The 18,018-nt window shown below is 67.5% G+C and carries 17 protein-coding genes; 9 read left to right on the top strand and 8 right to left on the bottom strand.

Annotated features, from left to right (window positions below; genetic code table 11):
* Nucleotides 1-122: 122 nt before the first annotated feature.
* The 3 genes from ACFVUS_RS41070 to ACFVUS_RS41060 are packed head-to-tail and all read right to left on the bottom strand — an operon-like array spanning nt 123 to nt 2,717.
* On the bottom strand, nt 123-1,106 hold the full coding sequence (locus ACFVUS_RS41070; RefSeq protein WP_387780042.1) for an ATP-binding cassette domain-containing protein: 984 nt from the start codon (nt 1,104-1,106) through the stop codon (nt 123-125).
* Complete coding sequence (locus tag ACFVUS_RS41065) at nt 1,103-1,921, bottom strand: ABC transporter permease (protein ID WP_387780040.1); 819 nt, start codon at nt 1,919-1,921, stop codon at nt 1,103-1,105. The genes ACFVUS_RS41070 and ACFVUS_RS41065 overlap by 4 nt, the downstream gene beginning before the upstream one ends.
* Nucleotides 1,914-2,717 carry an ABC transporter permease gene (locus ACFVUS_RS41060; RefSeq protein ID WP_387780037.1) on the bottom strand — a complete coding sequence of 268 codons (804 nt, stop codon included), beginning with the start codon at nt 2,715-2,717 and terminating at the stop codon, nt 1,914-1,916. The genes ACFVUS_RS41065 and ACFVUS_RS41060 overlap by 8 nt, the downstream gene beginning before the upstream one ends.
* 320 nt (nt 2,718-3,037) lie before the next feature.
* Between ACFVUS_RS41060 and ectB the strand changes: the two genes are divergently transcribed.
* Nucleotides 3,038-4,300, top strand: a complete 1,263-nt coding sequence (gene ectB, locus ACFVUS_RS41055) for a diaminobutyrate--2-oxoglutarate transaminase (protein WP_387780034.1) — start codon at nt 3,038-3,040, stop codon at nt 4,298-4,300.
* Nucleotides 4,301-4,444: 144 nt separating this feature from the next.
* Here ectB and ACFVUS_RS41050 read toward each other — a convergent pair whose 3' ends face one another.
* Both ACFVUS_RS41050 and ACFVUS_RS41045 read right to left on the bottom strand, forming a co-directional pair.
* Complete coding sequence (locus tag ACFVUS_RS41050; RefSeq protein ID WP_387780031.1) at nt 4,445-6,667, bottom strand: protein kinase; 2,223 nt, start codon at nt 6,665-6,667, stop codon at nt 4,445-4,447.
* Nucleotides 6,668-6,674: 7 nt separating this feature from the next.
* On the bottom strand, nt 6,675-8,678 hold the full coding sequence (locus tag ACFVUS_RS41045; protein ID WP_387780028.1) for a serine/threonine-protein kinase: 2,004 nt from the start codon (nt 8,676-8,678) through the stop codon (nt 6,675-6,677).
* Nucleotides 8,679-8,851: 173 nt separating this feature from the next.
* Here ACFVUS_RS41045 and ACFVUS_RS41040 point away from each other — a divergent pair, with 173 nt between their 5' ends.
* The 4 genes from ACFVUS_RS41040 to ACFVUS_RS41025 are packed head-to-tail and all read left to right on the top strand — an operon-like array spanning nt 8,852 to nt 12,540.
* Nucleotides 8,852-9,676: an ABC transporter permease gene (locus ACFVUS_RS41040; protein ID WP_387780025.1), complete on the top strand. Its 825-nt coding sequence runs from the start codon at nt 8,852-8,854 to the stop codon at nt 9,674-9,676.
* The gene (locus ACFVUS_RS41035) at nt 9,649-10,386 is read left to right on the top strand and encodes an ABC transporter ATP-binding protein (RefSeq protein WP_387780022.1); all 738 of its coding nucleotides are present in this window, start codon (nt 9,649-9,651) and stop codon (nt 10,384-10,386) included. Before ACFVUS_RS41040 ends, ACFVUS_RS41035 begins: the two co-directional genes overlap by 28 nt.
* Complete coding sequence (locus ACFVUS_RS41030; RefSeq protein WP_387780019.1) at nt 10,383-11,384, top strand: ABC transporter substrate-binding protein; 1,002 nt, start codon at nt 10,383-10,385, stop codon at nt 11,382-11,384. Before ACFVUS_RS41035 ends, ACFVUS_RS41030 begins: the two co-directional genes overlap by 4 nt.
* A 10-nt stretch (nt 11,385-11,394) precedes the next feature.
* Complete coding sequence (locus ACFVUS_RS41025; RefSeq protein WP_387780016.1) at nt 11,395-12,540, top strand: LLM class flavin-dependent oxidoreductase; 1,146 nt, start codon at nt 11,395-11,397, stop codon at nt 12,538-12,540.
* Here the strand turns inward: ACFVUS_RS41025 and ACFVUS_RS41020 are convergent.
* Nucleotides 12,537-13,817: an oxygenase MpaB family protein gene (locus ACFVUS_RS41020; protein ID WP_387780013.1), complete on the bottom strand. Its 1,281-nt coding sequence runs from the start codon at nt 13,815-13,817 to the stop codon at nt 12,537-12,539. The genes ACFVUS_RS41025 and ACFVUS_RS41020 overlap by 4 nt on opposite strands.
* A gap of 62 nt (nt 13,818-13,879) precedes the next feature.
* Between ACFVUS_RS41020 and ACFVUS_RS41015 the strand changes: the two genes are divergently transcribed.
* Nucleotides 13,880-14,494, top strand: a complete 615-nt coding sequence (locus ACFVUS_RS41015) for a TetR/AcrR family transcriptional regulator (protein ID WP_387780010.1) — start codon at nt 13,880-13,882, stop codon at nt 14,492-14,494.
* 27 nt (nt 14,495-14,521) lie between these two features.
* Here the strand turns inward: ACFVUS_RS41015 and ACFVUS_RS41010 are convergent, their stop codons facing one another.
* A complete protein-coding gene (locus tag ACFVUS_RS41010) occupies nt 14,522-15,067 on the bottom strand; it encodes an HD domain-containing protein (protein WP_387780007.1) in 546 nt (181 codons plus the stop codon).
* A 201-nt stretch (nt 15,068-15,268) separates the two neighbouring features.
* Between ACFVUS_RS41010 and ACFVUS_RS41005 the strand changes: the two genes are divergently transcribed.
* Both ACFVUS_RS41005 and ACFVUS_RS41000 read left to right on the top strand, forming a co-directional pair.
* On the top strand, nt 15,269-16,177 hold the full coding sequence (locus ACFVUS_RS41005; RefSeq protein WP_387780004.1) for a LysR family transcriptional regulator: 909 nt from the start codon (nt 15,269-15,271) through the stop codon (nt 16,175-16,177).
* 97 nt (nt 16,178-16,274) lie between these two features.
* Nucleotides 16,275-16,550, top strand: coding sequence for a hypothetical protein (locus tag ACFVUS_RS41000; protein ID WP_387780001.1), 276 nt, complete (start codon nt 16,275-16,277; stop codon nt 16,548-16,550).
* Between the two features lie 24 nt (nt 16,551-16,574).
* Here ACFVUS_RS41000 and ACFVUS_RS40995 read toward each other — a convergent pair whose 3' ends face one another.
* Nucleotides 16,575-17,165 carry a hypothetical protein gene (locus ACFVUS_RS40995; protein ID WP_387779998.1) on the bottom strand — a complete coding sequence of 197 codons (591 nt, stop codon included), beginning with the start codon at nt 17,163-17,165 and terminating at the stop codon, nt 16,575-16,577.
* A gap of 318 nt (nt 17,166-17,483) precedes the next feature.
* Here ACFVUS_RS40995 and ACFVUS_RS40990 point away from each other — a divergent pair, with 318 nt between their 5' ends.
* Nucleotides 17,484-17,996: a hypothetical protein gene (locus ACFVUS_RS40990; protein WP_387779995.1), complete on the top strand. Its 513-nt coding sequence runs from the start codon at nt 17,484-17,486 to the stop codon at nt 17,994-17,996.
* Nucleotides 17,997-18,018 lie beyond the last annotated feature (22 nt).

The following is an 18,018-nucleotide window of genomic DNA, read 5'->3' as shown; positions in this document are numbered from 1 at the left end:
GTGCGCGGAGAATTACCAGCAAGATGGCACACCCGGGCGGACACCGCAATTCGAACCGAGGTCCGACGGAAGACAAAGGGGTGAACAAATGCCGGCCGTTTATATTTGCCGCTTTTGTCGGATCAAGAAAGCGGGTGTGCCGCGGCTTCGTAGATGCGCCGCACCACATCCTCGATATCGGGTTCCTCGATGGACAGATCGCGCACCTCGGCGCGCGCGGAGACCGCCGCGAGCAACTGTGCGGCGGTGGTGATCTCGGTGTCGAAGGCCAGGCGCTGCCGCATGCCGTCGCCCTCGCTGCCGAGCAGTTTCGCGCCCGGCAGATCGGTGAGATCGGCGGTGGGCTCGGCCAGGTCGACGGTCAGCACCCGATGCGCGCCGACCGTGGCGGCCAGCCCGGTCAGCGAACCGTCGTAGACCAGACTGCCCTGATCCACCACCAGCACCCGTTCGCACAGTCGCTCGATATCCCCCATATCGTGCGTGGTGAGCAGCAGTGTGGTGCCGCGGCTGCTGCGCTCGTATCGCAGGAATTCGCGTAATCGCTGTTTGGACAGCACATCCAGGCCGATGGTCGGCTCGTCCAGGATCACCAGCTCCGGCGAATGCAGCAGTGCCGCAGCCACTTCGGCGCGCATCCGCTGGCCGAGTGAGAGCTGGCGCACGGGAGTGTCCAGGGTGCTGCGCATTTCCAGCTGTTCGATCAGCTCTTCCGTGCGCCGCCGCGCCGCGCCCGGCTCCAGCCGGTGAATGGCGGCCAGGATCGAAAACGATTCGCGCAGTGGCAGATCCCACCACAGTTGGGAGCGTTGCCCGAACACCACTCCGATTCGGGCCGCCAATTCGCGGCGCTGCCGCACCGGATCGAGTCCGCAGGTGCGCAATCGTCCGGCGCTGGGCACCAGGATTCCGGTGATCATCTTGATGGTGGTGGATTTGCCCGCGCCGTTCGCGCCGATATATCCGACGGCCGCGCCCGGTTCGATCCGGAAGCTCATATCGTCGACGGCGGTGAGCACCTCGCGCCGTCGTCGCCAGCGCCCCTGTTTCCGGCTGAGCACGAAAGTCCTTGTCAGTCCGGCAATGTCGATAATGGGTTCGCTCATCCGCCGCCTCCCTGATAGTGCCTGGTGCCCAGCCGCCACGAGGTCAGCGCGATCACCCACACCCACGCCGCCGCCAGCGGGGACACCCAGGCCAGCCAGGTGGTCAGCGGCGGCGATCCGGGTAGGTCCAGCAGGGCGATGGTGGGTAGATAGGAGCTGAAGGCGACCGGAATGAGAAATCCGAAAATGAGTTTCATCGGTGTCGGGAACACCGAGGCCGGTTGCATGGACGCGTACGAGCCGCCGTAGGTGAAGGCATTGGTGAGCTCGGCCCCGTCGATGAGGAAGAACTGCACCCCGGCGGCGGTGATGAAGAGTCCGGCGAAGATCGTGATACCGGATATCAGGGTCAGCGCGAAGAGCGCGAGATGCGCCGCGCTCCAGTCGATGTCATTGCGGGCGATGCCGAATCCGAGCACGGTGCCGGCCACCGCGATGCGCGCCACCCGGCGCAGCGCGATATCGCTGGTCATGAGTTGCAGCAGCAGCGGCTGCGGGCGCAGGTAGAAGGCGTCCAGTTTGCCCATGCGGATATAGGTGGGCAGCGTATCGGCGTGGCCGACCAGCATATCGGCGATGGCGAAGCAGGTATTGCTCATGCCGAACAGCAGCAGCATCGAGTTCAGGTGCAGTCCACCCAATTGCGGCACATTGTGGAAGATCACCCACATTTCGCCGAATTCGACGAGCCCGATCAGGAACGCGCTGAACACATCCGTGGCGAAGGACAGCGGATAGGCCCGCTGCGCGCGTAATCGGGAGGCGAGCACGGCGCGGTAGGGCGCGAACCGGGAGGGGCGGGGTCCGTCAACCACCCTGCACCTCCAGTTTCCGGCGGCCCGCGCGCAGCAGCAGTTGTCCCAGGCCCGCCAGTACGGCGAGCCAGCAGGCCTGTGCCAGTACGATTCCCAGCGCCGGCATGCCCGTGGTGCGCCCGGACAGCACATCGATGGGCCACTGCAGCATGGAAGGGAAGGGCGTGCAGTAGGCGATGGTGCGCAGCCAGTCCGGGAACAGGTGCACCGGTGCGAACAGTCCGGCCAGGAAGGTCCCGCAGATCATGTGCAGTGATCGCAGTCCGCGCGTTTCCACCAGCCAGAATCCGGCCAGGCTCACCGCGAACATGGACAGGAACGACAGCGCGATGGCCATCGCCACGCTGATGAATCCCAGGAGGTACGGTCCCGCCGTGGTGGGCAGCGCCAGGCCGAAGGTGAGCGCGCCGACCAGCATGCTGGGCAGTCCGCGCGGCAGCAGCGAATAGGTTGCCCGGCCGATGTATTCGGCCAGGTGCGCGCCCTGGATATCGATGGGCCGCAGAAAGTCGATGGCCACATCGCCGGTGCGAATGCGTTCCACGATATCGGGCAGCGTCCAGAACGCGATGGCCCCGAGCAATCCCTGGGACAGCCAGATGAACGCGCCGATGGTGCCTCGGTCGTAGCCGCCGAAGCCGTTATTGGCGTGCACAGCCGCCATCAGCACGGCCGCGCGGACGAAGCCGAACACCACGTTCGTGATGAGTCCGGCCAGCATTGCCAGGCGATAGTGCGACTGCCTGCGAAATCCGGCCTTGACCAGTTGCCAGTAAACCCCCACGTCGGCACGCACAAGAAGTCCACACTACCCGACCCCCGGTTACCGGCAATGCCGGTGCCCCACAGCGGTTTTCCAGCGAACGGTGCTTCGGGGCGCGGTGTGCACCGGGTGTTCGCGAGGTCTTCATCCTGAGGGGTTTGCTGCGCCCGGTTCGCTGGGGGTTATGCTCGTGCTGTCCCAGGCGAGACGATCGTCACTTCTGTCCGGTTCGGTGTGTGGCCCGCGCGGTGGATTGCGCGAGATTGCCCGGATTCACCGAAAACCCTCCGCGGCGCGAGCGATCGATGGTAGAAACGTCACTGTTTCACTTTGCTCCGACGCTAGGACGATCGATGACCGTGGCCGAGACGACTGTTTTCGAGACGCTCGAATCCAACGTGCGCGGTTACTGTCGTGCCTGGCCGACGGTGTTCGACACCGCGCGCGGCTGCTGGCTCACCGACGAGAATGGCAAGGAGTACCTGGACTTCTTCGCCGGTGCGGGCTCGCTCAACTACGGGCATAACAACCCGGTGCTCAAGAAGGCCCTGATCGACTATCTCCTCGGGGACGGCATCACGCACGGGCTGGATATGTCCACCGTCGCCAAACGCCGTCTGCTCGAGACCATTCGGGATGTGCTGCTGGTTCCGCGCGGGATGGAATACAAGGTGCAGTTCCCCGGCCCCACCGGGGCGAACGCCGTCGAGGCCGCACTCAAGCTGGCGCGCAAGATCACCGGGCGCACCGCCGTGCTGAACTTCACCAACGCCTTCCATGGGATGACCCTCGGCGCGCTGTCGGTCACCGGCAATGCCGCCAAGCGCGCGGGCGCGGGCGTACCGCTCATCCACGCCACCCCGATGCCCTACGACGGGTATCTCGAAGGCGTGGACGACTTCTCGTGGATGCGCCGCACCCTGGACGACAGCTCCTCGGGCATCGACAAGCCCGCCGCGGTGATCGTGGAAACCGTGCAGGGCGAGGGCGGGGTGAATGTCGCCCGTGCCGAATGGCTGCGCGCACTGGCCGATATGTGCTCCGCGCGCGGCATTCTGCTCATCGTCGACGATGTGCAGATGGGTTGCGGGCGCACCGGGCCGTTCTTCTCCTTCGAGGTCGCCGGCATCCAGCCCGATATCATCACGCTATCGAAATCCATTGGCGGCTATGGCCTGCCGATGGCGCTGGTGCTGATGAAGCCCGAACTCGACCAGTGGACACCGGGCGAGCACAACGGTACGTTCCGTGGGAACAATGCCGCCTTCATCACCGGTGAGGTCGCGCTGCGCGAGTACTGGACCGGTGCGGGCATGGAGGCCGCCACCCTCGCCAAGGGTGAGCACATTCGCAAGCACCTCACCGCCATGACCGAAACCTTCAGCGGCACCTCCACCCGGGGCCGCGGCATGGTGCACGGCCTGGTGTTCGACGATGCCTCGCAGGCCGCCAAGGTCAGCAGCATCGCCTTCGAACTGGGGCTGCTGGTGGAAACCTCCGGCTCCAATGACGAAGTGGTGAAACTGCTGCCGCCGCTGGTCGCCACCGAGGACGAACTCACCCACGGGCTCGGGCTGCTGACCCGGGCGGTCGAGATAGTGCGCGACGCGCACTGAATACCCGGTGCGCTACGCCGATCGAGCGGCGCACCCCCCGAACGTCGTCACCGCCCACACCGGTGCCGACCCTGATGCCGGGCTCCCAGCTGCGGAGGGAGCCCGGCATCTCCTATTTCCGGATGCCTTCGCGACCGCCGCGCCCTAGCCGAGTTTGCGCAGGAACCATTCCAGCAGTTGCTGTTCGGACTTGGGGCCCAGATGCGGATCCGCCTGCGGCAGTGCGCAGAAGATGGCGGCGGTATCGAATTCGTCCGGTAGCGCGAGCAGGCACGGGCGGCCGTTCTGGGTCTGATCCGGATCCGGATAGCAGTAGTACCGGCCGACCAATTTGCCTTCCTGCCGCCAGACCGTATCGCCGCGATCGGGTCCGCCGCCGCAGGCGTGGCCTTTGAGCAGATCCAGATCCTGTTGATACAGCTGGGTCGCCGAGGCCCGATCGGCGAAACCGAGGAAGCCGGTGATCGGGAAGCCATTGGCGTTCACGCAATCCACCGTGGCGTTGGCGGCCGAACCCTGCGGCACCTCGCCGTGCCGGCAATTACCGGTGGTCCAATCCTGGCCCAGATCGGTCAGCAGTTTGCGGTCGGCGGGGGAGAAGACATCCGGATCGCGGGTGCGATCGGCGGAGCGGAACTGCCAATAGTCCTGCCGGGCTTCCCAATCGCGCAGCGGCTGATCCGAGACATCGTCCCAGAGGTACATGGCCATGGCCGGGATCTCCTCGTTCGTCACGATGAACGAGGGTTTGGGCGCCGGGCCGATCTTGGTATTGGTGTAGCAGCCCCGCCGCCCCACCTCCTTGCCATCCCGCGTGGACGGCGCGTCCCGGCCGGGTGGATCACCCGGGCACGCGGTGAGTCCGGTGACGTCCAGGACCGAGGTGTAGTACTCGTGCAGCTTGTCGGCATCGCGGAAACGCCAGAACCGGACACCGGGATTGCCCGCGTGATAGTTCATGGCGCAGGACAGGATCGCCAGACTGAACTCGTCGGGCTCCTCGTGCACACAGTTCGCGCGATTGAACGCCGGACGTTCGGTGAACGCCAGCAGATCGATATCGGCCCGCGTCAGCGCGGTGGCGTTCGGCACCGCGTGCCCGGTCCGAAGTGGCTGCGCCGCGGCCCATCCCGCGAATCCCAGCGCCGCCGCGAGCAGCGCGGTGACCACGCCCAGCAGCACCGGCCGAGTCGGACGGCCGAACCGGCCCGCCACCCGCCGCACCACGGCGATTCCGGCTCGTATGGACCGCGAGCTGTCCACCGCGTCCGATTCCGATTCGGGCGCGCCCCGGGTTGGCGGCCGGCGGCCCGGCCCCGAAGCGTTTTCGGGCTTCGGCCGCTGTCCCGGCGCGGCCGCATCATGTCTCGGTGACAGCTGTGCGGCTTCGGCCGTGGACGCCGCGGGTTCGTGCCGCGGCCCGGAGTCGGAATCGCGGTCGTCCGTGTCCTGCGGCGCGGCAGCGGATTTCGTTTCGTCGTCGTGGTCGGTGTCCGCGCCCGTGAGGGTTGGCTCGCCCGATTCCGGGGGTGCGGTGAGCGCCGCGCGCGCGGCTTGGGCGAGGTCGCCCGCGGTGCGGTACCGCTCGCCCGGGTTCTTGGCCATACCGCGCGCGACCACCGGATCGAAGGCCGCGGAGACCGCGGGACGGACCAGGCTGGGGCGGGGGACCGGGTCGAAGAGGTGGGCGCGCATGATCTGGGCGTCCGTATCGCCGATGAAAGGTCTTGTGCCGGTCAGGCATTCGAACAGGACGCAGGCCAGGGCGTAGACGTCGGCGGCGGGGGTCAGATCCCGGGAGGAGAAGCGTTCGGGGGCCATATAGCCGAAGGAGCCGACCGCCGAGCCGTCGGCGGTGAGCGTGGCATCGGTGGCGGACTGGGCGATGCCGAAATCCACCAGGTAGGCGAAGCCCTCGTGGGTGAGCAGAATGTTGTCCGGCTTGATATCCCGGTGCAGCAGGCCGTCCGCGTGCGCGGCGTCCAATGCCGCCGCCACCTGTTCGATGACCGCGACGGCGCGCTCGGGTGCGTCATGTCCGGTGCGGCGCAGTCGATCCCGCAGGCTCTCCCCGTCCACCAGGCGCATATCGATGTACAGGTAGCCGTCGATCTCGCCGTAATCGTGGATCGGAATGACGTGCGCCTCGCGCAACCGCGCCGCCGCATGCGATTCGCGCTGAAAACGCCTGCGGTACACCGGATCCTCGGCCAGGCGCGCGGGCAGCACCTTGATCGCCACGGTGCGGTCCTTGACCGTGTCGTACGCCTGATACACCTCGCCCATACCACCGCGGCCGATCAGCCGATCCAACCGGTAGGGTCCGAATCGGGCCCCGACGACCGGTGCGCGCTCCGGATTCGTCATCTCCGCCTCATCCGAAATCCCGCTGGAACCAGGACTGAAGCGCCGCTTCGTCTTTCGGGCCGTTCTCCGGATTGTCCGGTGTCATCGCGCAGGTGTAGATGAACAGGCTCAGCGTCCCGTGCATGGCCAGCAGACAGGTCCGCGCCGGTGTGTACGAGGAGTCGCTGAAGCAGAAGAACCGCCCGACCGGACCGCTCGCATGCCGCCACACCTCATCGGCCCCGCCGCCGCCACCGCAGGCGTGACCCGGGAACTGGCTCAGATCAGCCTGATACAGAACACCGGTCGACTGCTGATTCGGGAAGCCGAAGAAACTCACCCCGGGTACGCCGATCCTGCTGCCGCAGATCAGGTACGCATTCGCCACCGACCCCGGCGGATCGGAATGTCGGCAATTGCTCGCGCGGTAGTCCGTGCCCGTATGCGAGAGCAGCGCGCGGTCGGCGGCGGTGAAGGAGTCCGGATCCTGCGGTGGCAGATCGGCGCGGAACTGCCCGCCGCCGTCCTTCGCGCGAAAGTCGCGCAGGGCCGTATCGGTCGGGCCGTCGTAGACATAGATGGCCATGGCCAGCAGCGCGGTATTGGTCAGCACCAGGGTGGGCTTGGGAGCGTTCGGGGTCTCGGTCTTGTTGACCACGCAGGCTTTTCGGCCCACCTCCTTCCCATTGACCAGGGAGGGGCCGTCGACTCCGGCGGGATCATCGGGGCAGTTGGTGGCGTGCAGGGTGGTGAGTATCAGTGTCCGGTAATAGTCCTGGAGCGCGTCGGCGCTGCGAAACCGCCAGAAGCGGGCCGCCGGGCTGGAGGCGGCCGGAACCGCGCCACACAGGAAGACCGCGGTGGTATTGGAGTCGGGGCGTTCGTGTCCGCAGTTCTGCCGTTTGTACGCGACACCGTCCACCTGGGCGAGCAGATCGATATCGGCCTGTGTCAAAGCGGTGTCATCGGCCATCGGGATACCGGAATTGTGCTTGGACGCCACCGCCCACCCCGCGAAACCCAGTGCGGCGGCGACCAATACGAGCACCCCGAGCACCGCCGCGATGCGCCGCGTCCGTCCCGTCCGGGAACCCGGGCCCGCCGTCGCCGCACCGGATGAGCTCGCGCTGGTGACGGTCCGCTGCTGCGCGGCCGTATCCACCGGCTCGGTCACCGCCGACGGACCCGGATCGGCGGCAGCCAGGGCCGTCCGCGCGGCGGCGGCCAGTGCGCCCGCACTGGGGTAGCGCTCCTGCGGACTCTTGGCCAGCCCGCGCGCGATGACCGCGTCGAAGGCCGCGGGCACCGATGCGCGCACCCGGCTGGGCCGGGGTGGTGTCTCGAACAGGTGCGCCCGCATGATCTGGGCGTCGTTCGCGCCGGTGAACGGCCGCACGCCGGTGAGGCATTCGTAGAGCACACACGTCAGCCCGTACACATCGGCGGCGGGCGTGAGTTCGGTGGCGGCGAACCGCTCGGGGGCCATGTAGTGGTAGGACCCGACCGCCGAACCATCCTTGGTCAGGGACGGATCGGTCGCCGACTGCGCGATGCCGAAATCCACCAGATAGGCGAAGCCGTCCCCGGTCAGCAGAATATTGTCGGGCTTGATATCGCGGTGCAGCAGACCGTCGTGATGCGCGGCGTCCAGGGCCGCGGCGATCTGCTCGATGAGCCCGACGGTGCGCTCGGGTGCTCCGGGCCCGGCATCGCGCAGCAGCGCGCGCAGGCTGTCACCGTCCACCAGACGCATATCGATGAACAGTCGCCCGTCGATCTCGCCGTAATCGTGAATCGGAATCACATGCGCCTCGCGCAGCCGCGCCGCGGCATGGGATTCGCGTTGGAAGCGCTGCCGGTACATCGGATCCTGGGCCAGCCGCTCCGGCAGCACCTTGATGGCCACGGTCCGGTCCTTGACCGTGTCGTAGGCCTGATACACCTCGCCCATGCCCCCGCGCCCGATCAACCGGTCCAGCCGGTAGGGGCCGAACCTCGATCCGACGGTGAGCGGATGATGCGGACTCGTCATGGCGTTTTCGGCTCCTCGTCGCGGATCCATTGTGGCAGTCCGTGAATCCGGCTGATCAAGAATCACATGGATTACAACCGGTGACGAGCCGGGCGCGGGGCGGCAACCTCGAACGAGGCGGCCGTGGGTTGCGGTCGCCCGGTCCCCGTCCCCCATTCGCCCGAGGTGCTGTCGTGTCCTCAGTTGCCGTGCAGGCCCGGCCCATTGCCGTCCGGCCTCGTTTGGCGCGCCTGCCGCGCCCGCCCGCTTCCTGGGTTCGGTTGATCAGTCCGATCCTGTTGGTGGCGCTATGGCAGGTCGCCAGCGCCACCGGGGTGCTGTCCGAGCGGCTGCTGGCCTCGCCGGTCACCGTGGTGCACACCGCCGGTGACCTGCTGTCCGACGGCACCCTCGTGGACGCGCTCACGGTCTCGCTACAGCGGGCCGCGGTCGGCTTCGCCATCGGCGCGGTCGCCGGTATCGCGCTGGCGCTGGCCGCCGGGCTGAGCCGGGTGGGTGAGAATCTGGTCGACCCGATTCTGCAAATGCTGCGCACGCTGCCGTTCTACGGGCTGATTCCGCTGTTCATCCTGTGGTTCGGGATCGGCGAACTGCCCAAGATCGTGCTGGTGGCGTTCGGTGTGGCGATTCCGCTGTACCTCAATACCTTTGCCGGAATCCGCAGTGTGGATGGCAAACTCGCCGAGCTCGCGCAGGTGCAGCAATTGGGGCGGGCCGCGCTCATCCGGCACATCGTGTTGCCGGGCGCGCTGCCGCAGGCGCTGGTCGGCCTGCGGCAATCGCTCGGGGTGGCGTGGCTGGCACTCATCGTGGCCGAACAGGTCAATGCCGATGCGGGACTGGGCTATCTGATCAATAACGCGCGCGAATTCCTGCGCACCGACGTGATCGTGGTCGGACTGCTGGTCTACAGCGTGCTCGGACTGCTCACCGACGCCATTGTTCGGCTCATCGAGAGAAGGGCGCTGTCATGGCGACGCGGCTTCCTGGCAACGTAGCGACCGCGGACGCGGTCCGAGTTCGCGGTCTGGTCAAGGACTTCGGCGAACGACGTGTCCTGCACGGCATCGATCTCGATATCCGGCGCGGGGAATTCGTGGCGCTGCTCGGGCGCAGCGGCTCCGGCAAATCCACGCTGCTGCGGGCGCTGGCCGGACTCGACAGTGCCACCGAGGGAGAGCTTTCGGTCCCCGGTGAAGTGGCCGTCGCCTTCCAGGAACCGCGGCTGGTGCCGTGGAAGAAGGTGCTCGCCAATATCACTCTCGGTCTGCGGCAACCGAATCCGAAGCAGGCGGCCCGCGCCGCGCTCGCCGAGGTGGGATTGACCGAGCGGGCCGACGCCTGGCCGCTCACCCTCTCCGGCGGTGAGGCGCAGCGCGCTTCGCTGGCGCGCGCCCTGGTGCGCGATCCGGATCTGCTGCTGCTGGACGAACCCTTCAGCGCGCTGGACGCGTTGACCCGCATCACCATTCACAATCTGGTGCTCGAACTGTGGGGCGCGCATCAGCCCGGCGTACTGCTGGTCACCCACGATGTGGACGAGGCGCTGCTGCTCGCCGATCGCGCCCTGGTGCTGGCCGACGGCCGCATCGCCCGGGAACTGCGCATCGATCTGCCGCGCCCGCGCCGCCGTGACCACCCCGAATTTCTCGCCCTGCGATCGAACCTGCTCGCGGAACTCGGCGTGACCCCGGAAGGAACCGTATGAAACCCGTCAGCAGACGCCTGTTCGCCGCCCTGGCGGTCACCGCCGCGCTCGTCACCGCGGCCTGCGGGTCCGGGGACGACAACAGCAAGGGCGTCAATGCCGATGGCTCGGTGGATCTTTCGCAGGTGACGCTGCATATCGGCGATCAGAAGGGGCTGGGGCTGCAAGCCCTGCTCGAGGTGTCCGGCCAGGCCAAGGATCTGCCGTACAAGCTGGAGTACTCCACCTTCACCGCCGGACCGCCGATCCTCGAGGCCATCAATGCCGGATCGGTGGATCTGGGCGGCGTCGGCAACGCGCCGCCGGTGTTCGCGGCGGCCGCCAAATCGCAGATCAAGATTGTCGGCAGCTACTCCAGCGGTTTGGCGGGCCAGGCCATCCTGGTGCCCAAGGATTCGACCCTGAAGGACCCGAAGGACCTGCGCGGCAAGAAGATCGCCGTCACCAAGGGCAGCTCCTCGCACTACCATCTGCTGACGGTACTGGCCAAGAACGGCCTCACCTTCGGTGATATCGAACCGCAGTACCTCCAGCCCGCCGACGCGCTGGCGGCGCTGTCCACCGGCCGGGTCGATGCCTGGGCGGTCTGGGATCCCTATGTGGCGCAGGCGGAGAAGGACGGCAACCGGGTTCTGGTGACCGGTGAGGGCTTCGTGCGCGGTGACAGCTTCTTCGTCGCGGGCACCAAAGCCCTTGCCAACAAGGCCAGTTCGGCCGCGCTGCGCGATCTGCTGACCCGGTTGCAGCGGGCGCACGCCTGGGTCAAGGAGAATCCGGACGCCTGGGCCAAACAATCGGCCGAGCTCACCGGCGTGCCCTACGACGTCACCCTGGTCGCCGTGAAACGCGCTCTCTACCAGCACCATCCGCTCGATCAGGCGACCATCGCCGAAGAGCAGACGGTCGCCGACGCGTTCTCCGACGCCAAGCTGATCCCGAACAAGGTGAATATCGCCGACTTCATCGACACCCGCTTCAATGACCGCTTCACCTCCTGAAGGAGATCGAATGAGCCTGTCGTTCCACTGGTTTCTGCCCACCTCCGGTGACTCGCGCGGCCTCGTGGTCGGCGGGCACGGCACCCCGATGTCCGGTGACCGCCCGGCCTCGCTGCACTATCTGAATCAGATCGCGGCGGCCTCGGAGACCAACGGATTCGAAGCGGTGCTCACCCCGACCGGCTCCTGGTGCGAGGACGCCTGGCTCACCACCGCCATGCTGGCCGGAACCACCGAATCGCTGAAATTTCTTGTCGCACTGCGACCCGGACTGGTCAGCCCCACCCTGGCCGCGCAGATGGCGGGCACCTTCCAACGGCATTCCAACGGGCGGCTGCTGCTCAATGTGGTGACCGGCGGCGAACCCGCCGAACAGGCGGCCTTCGGCGACTTCGCCGATAAGGAGACCCGGTACGCGCGCACCGGGGAATTCCTGCACGTGGTGAAGTCGCTGTGGAACTCGCACCGGCCGTTCTCCTTTGCAGGAGAGCACATTCGGGTCGAGAACGCGCTGCTGTCGAACCATCCCGACCCGGTGCCGCCGGTGTTCTTCGGCGGCTCCTCCGCACCCGCCGGGCCGGTCGCGGCCAAGTACGCCGACACCTACCTCACCTGGGGTGAACCGGTGCTCGCGGTGAGCCGCAAACTGGAGTGGATTCGCGGGCTCGCGGTGGATCACGGGCGAAAGCTGGACTACGGCTTGCGCATTCACGTGATCACCCGCGACACCTCCGAGGAGGCGTGGGCGGTCGCGGACAAGCTGCTCGCGGGCATCGATCCGGCCGATATCGAACGCGTGCAGGCCGCCCTCGGCAAGAGCGAATCCGAAGGTCAGCGCCGCATGAGCGAGCTGCACAACGGCAGCGTCGACCGCCTCGAGATCGCACCCAACCTGTGGGCGGGCGTCGGCCTGGTCCGCGGCGGCGCGGGCACGGCCCTGGTCGGTTCGCACGCCGAGGTCGCCGAACGCCTGCTCGAATACGCCAAGGCGGGCATCAGCCAATTCGTGCTGTCCGGCTACCCGCACCTGGAAGAGGCCTACTGGTTCGGCGAGGGCGTACTGCCCATCCTGGAACGAAAAGGCGTGTGGCAGCACCCGAACCGCCGCCCCGCGCCCCCGGCCGCCATCCCCTTCGCCGGGGCGTCCAGCAGCTAACGGCGGAACTCCTCCACCGGATGGAACTCCGCCGCCCGGTCGCCGACTTCGTTGCGGTACCACTGTTCTCGGCGGTGGCGTTGCACGCGGTCGGCGATCGCGTCCAGGCCGGGGATGACGCGGCGCAGGGTTTCCGCGCCGAAGAGTACGGGGGCCTGGGCGATCGGGTGCAGGATCCAGGGGAAGCGGTGTGGCATGCGGTGCCGGGCGTAGGTGCCCGGCGGAAGCCAGAATCCGGTGTAGCCGATCTGCACGCGGTAGTTGAACTCGTCCCGAATTCGTTTGGGCCACGGGGTGTTCGGCTTCGGCTCGAAGGCGGGCAGGTACGACTCCACCAGTTCCTCGCCGTCCGCGCCCGCGGTGAACGCGCGCTTGACGAAGGCGGCGAACATGAGCTGCACCGATTCCCGGAAATCGCGCGGATACCAGGCGGGCTGCACGCCGAGCAGATGGCCGACGTAGCGCCAGAAATGCAGCGTCGCTTCGATTTCGGTGATCGTGGTCTGATGCCCGACACTCCACAGCGCCAGACCCGGGACCACACTGCCGCCCATCAGGGTGAGCGTCGCGTCGCCCACGCTGATCGGCACTCCCCACGCGGCGTAATCCCATTCGGGGCGCTGCATGAGCTTGCGGCGGATGAATACGTGCATGATGCGCACTCGCATGGCGGTCTGCCTGCCGCGCGCGCCGGGATCCAGGCCACCCGGATCCGAGACGTCGATCCAGAAACGCACGGTCTCGAGCTGCCGCTTATGCGCCTTGTCCCCGGCGTAGCCGCCCGCGTAGGACAGCGGTTTGGCTATCGAACTTTCCGAATACATTTCCAGCGTGCTGGTGGTGGCGAAGCTGAAAACCGAGGTGCCCCAGCGCCGGAACACCTTCGCGCCCGCCGCGACCAGCTCGGGGTCGAACCACTCCGGCGGCGTCTCGAATTCCTCGAACAGCCGGACCAGGGTGGGTGGCGCGTCCGGGACCGATTCGATGCCGTGCGTCAGCGCCTGATCCAGCATGGCCCGGCCCGCCGCCGGGCCGAGTTCGCCGAGATACACCTCGTCCACGAAGGCCTCGGCGACCGGATCGGCCCGGTAGTAGGCCTCGGCGAACTCACGCACCAGCGCGTCGGAGGGTTGTGGATCGAATCGGAAGAAAGTGCGCCACATGCGCCGGGCACGCTGGACACTGGGATCATCGCGCCGCTCCCAGTAGCGGAACTCCGTCGGAATGCGGCCCGCCGCCGCGACTTCCATGGCGGCCGGAACCTTCTCGCGAGTCATGATTCGAGGATAAAGTGAGTAGATGCTCACCTTCTACTCACTTTTGTGCACCGGGCTGACGAATGCCTGACAACCCCGCTGTCCAGCGCCGCAAGCCGAGTCAGGACCGTGCACGGGAGACCCGCGAGCGCATCCTGGACTCGGCAGCTCAACTTTTCGCCGAGCACGGCATGGCCGAGATCTCCACCAATCGGATCGCCGCGCACGCGCACATCAGCATCGGCTCGCTCTACCGCTACTTCGATGACAAGGCCGCCATCATCGAGGTGCTCCGCACCCGCCTGCTCACCGATCTGGAAGAGCGGTTCACCGAGGCGGTGCTCGGCAGCATCGGCCTGCCACTGCGCGAATCGGTCGGTTCCAGTCTGCGCGTCATCATGCACGCCGTCGCGGACCGCCGAGATCTGGTGCGCGCCTTGGCCGCCGACGCCACGGTCGCGGGCATCGGCTTCGGCGGCCTCGAACGCCGCCTGCTCCTGCTCACCCGCGCCTACCTGCTCCAGCAGTTGGGGCCCCGCCCCGACGCCGAACTCGACACCCGCGCCTTCGTCATGGTCAACGCGGGCCTGGCCGCCAGCCTGCGCATGGCCCTGCAACCCCCACCCGGCCTCGACCCGGACCGCATCATCGAGGAAACCGCCACCATGCTCGGCGACTGGCTATCCGCCGCAACCTGATTCGCGGTCCGGCGGCCGGGGTACCGGTCAGGCGGCCGCGACGCGGGCGATGACCGGCCGCCACCAATCGAGGGGGTGCACGGTGAGGCCGATGACCTTGCCCGCGTCATCGGCACGGCGCAGGGTGAGCGCGGCGTCGAAATCCGGGTCGGCTTCGAAGGCGGTGATCTCGGCCGGAGTCATCGGGCCGCCCTGTGCGATCAGGGTGCGCTGACTCGACGGCGAGAGCGCCGAGGTGTGCGCCGCATCGGTTGCGGCGAGGTAGCGCTTGGCGGTGACGTGCAATTCGACCAGCCGGGCCACCCGGTCACCGAGCAGTTCGCGCACCGCGTTCGCGCCGTGCACACCGTGGCCGGCGTCGTCGCCGGGGAACAGTACGTGGCCGATATCGTGCACGAGCCCCGCCACCTGGAGTTCCTCGTCGCCGGGGTGCTGCTGCCGCAGGATCTCCGCGCACTGCCGGTCATGATCGAGGATGTCCACCGGATCGCCGCTGCGATCGGGCATATCCCAGGCGTCCTCGCAGTCGGCCAGCAGCGTCATCAGGTCATCCACCGTCGCGATACTCGTCACCCTCGCCACTCTGGCGCAGCATCGTGAACGCCGGGTGAAGGCGTCGTATCGGCCCTGATCGGTACGACGGCGACGATGGCGGTGGCCACCCCGCACCGACGACCGCTGTGAGCGGGCGTGGTGGCCCGTGGAATTCGCCGTCGGCGGGCCCGGGTGCGGTTCGGGTCGCTGCGGGGTTGCGGATGGGCATAGGGTGGTCCTATGACGCTGTCACCTCGGGTGCCCGATCTCGCCGCGCTGGATCTGCTGCTGTCGGTGATCGAGCTGGGGAGTCTGGGGCGGGCGGCGAAGGCGCACGGGATCAGTCAGCCGTCGGCGAGTTCGCGGATTCGGTATCTGGAGCAGCTGGTGGGGGTGCCGGTGCTGGAGCGAACGACGCTCGGATCGCGGGCGACGGCGGCGGGGGCGTTGATCGCGGAATGGGCGCGCGATGTGGTGGACGCGGCGCAGCGGCTCGACGCCGGAATCGATTCGCTGCGGGAGCAACGGGATTCGCGATTGCGGGTGGCGGCGAGCCAGACCATCGCCGAGTACCTGTTCCCGAAGTGGTTGACGGCCTTGCGAACTCGTATGCCCGACATGTCGCTGGCGCTGGAGTCCGGGAATTCGGCCGAGGTGGCGCGGGCGGTGCTGGATGGGCGCGCCGGCATCGGCTTCGTGGAGAGCCCGGCGGTACCCGGGGAACTGGAGACACATCTGGTGGCGCGGGATCGGCTGGTGGTGGTGGTCGCGCCCGATCATCGCTGGGCGCGCGGCCGGGCCATCACCGCGCGAGAACTCGCCGATACCGCGCTCATCTACCGGGAATCGGGCTCGGGCACCCGAAACTCCTTCGAGCGAGCCATGACTCGCGTTATCCCGGACTGGCGGCCCGAGGTCGCCCTGGAACTGTCTTCGACCACCGCCATCAAAACCGCGGTCGCCGACGGCATCGGCCCGGCGGTACTCAGTTCGCTCGCGGTGGCATCCGAACTCGCCGAGGGATTGCTGGTGTCCCCCGAAGTGACCGGTCTGGATCTGAATCGGGAACTGCGCGCGGTATGGCCCCGGGGGCAGCGGCTCACCGGACCGGCCCGAGACCTCTACAGCATCGCTGGTCGCCCCGCGTAACACCGCTCACTTACCGCGCGCCCGTACGGTTTGCATCGCGAAGGCTCAAGTGCGCCAACGCCTCACGCGCCGGTCGCCGACGGGTTATGGTCACGACATGGTGCGATCAGCCGTCGCCGCCGACCCGGATGAGCCAGAGACTCCGGGGTCCGCGCAGCGTCCTCATCTCGAGGTGGTTCCCACCGATCCGGAGGGGGAACCACCACCGCAACCGCCGCTGGGCGCCAATCCGCTGGCGGCGGCCGATATCGCCCGACTACCGGCGGCGGCCCGGCATCGGATCGCCGCCTTCATTCACCTGCAGATCGCCGCGCTGGAGGAGATGCCGGATCCGCTGCCCGACAGCGATCCGAATCCCGAACCCGCGGAGTGATTTCGCGGTAGTGGATCTCGCGCGCTACGCGCAGAAGTAACAGACGCCGTTCGCGGGCAACTGGATGAAACACTCCTGGCACAGCGCCTCGCGCACCGGCTCCGGCTTGACCTCGGCCTGGGGTGTGCCGATGGTCATGCTGCGCTTGGCGGCCACCTTCGGGGTGAGCGGGGGCACACCGCCGTCGGCCGGAATCGCCGCGCCGTAGAACTGGTAGCACTGCCAGCGGGCATAGGCGGCGTGCAGTTCCAGATCGACCGGAATCGGCAGCCCCGCCAATTCGAGCACGTACTTGTAGGCATCGCCCACGGTGTGGTTCTGCCGCACGCACAGCGCCGGGAGCGGCGGTTCGCCCGCGCTGTGGCAGCGCCGGGCCACCTTGCGCAGGATGGCGTCCATCCAGGTGCGCGTCGGGGCCTTGGTGTGCACGCCGGACACTTCCTGCACGCGCTCGGCGAGTTCGTTCACTGTGACGAAATGTCCGTACCCGGTTGCGGTTTCGGCCAATTCGGCGTGCGCTGCCAGCGCCCAGGCCACTGTTGCCTCACGGAACGGCACCGCGGTGCCGTCACCTGCCCGCCATGCTCCTGCCGTGGTGGCTACGGAATCCTTCATCACCTGTCCAAGTTATCGCGTCGACTGCCGAACAATCCAATAGCCTCCCGCTGTCCGCGATGAGCGGCGCGTGAGATAACGATCGGTATCCAAGTGCGCGAATGCGGCGTGCACAATGCACATCGAATACCGACCGGTGTGCCATGAGTTTACTTGCGCGGCAACGAGTTTTACGTTGCACGACATACTACCGCGATAATATTGGATTGGTTCGGTCCCGTTCCGACCCGTGGATTTCCGTGGCTGGTGCGGGTCGGCAATTGCACCATTCCGGACTCCGGCGGTTCGACCGATGCGCGAATCCGCCCAGGGGGCGTGATGAACAGCACCGAAAACGCCGGTGGCGGTATGCGATCCGGCGATCATGCACTACCCGATCCCGGGTGCGTCGCATCACAACCACCCGAGCGAAGTACCGCCCGCACCGCCGTCGGATTCGCAGCTCACGGCCCGCTCGCCGATGATCCGGGCGATGCCTTCCGGGAATGGACCGTGGTCGCGGTGCACCTCGACGCCGGACAGGTCGGCCTGCTGCCCATCGGCGTGGTCATCGCCGCCGACCTGGATCTGGCCGCCGGTCAGGTCTGCGACCGGGTTCCCGCGCCTGGGCCGGTCACCGGCGCGCACTATCTCGTCGCGTCCTCCTGCGCGCTGGAGGTGGACCAGCTGCTCGGCCGGATCGTCACCGTTCCGCAGGCCAGTTGGGTCAACCGCATGCACTGGGCGGGTGAGGCCTGGGTGCCCGGCGAATGGCTGCCCGCCGTCGGCGGCCTCGGAATGCTCGATCCGCGACGCTGGCGGGCCACCCCGCGCCGCGGTACCGCGCCGTGACGCGACTCTCGATCGCGGTGGA

Source organism: Nocardia sp. NPDC058058, from assembly GCF_042885355.1.
Lineage (GTDB): Bacteria > Actinomycetota > Actinomycetes > Mycobacteriales > Mycobacteriaceae > Nocardia.
Note: the sequence above shows the minus strand (reverse complement) of the source record. Positions and strands in the feature narration are given on the sequence as shown.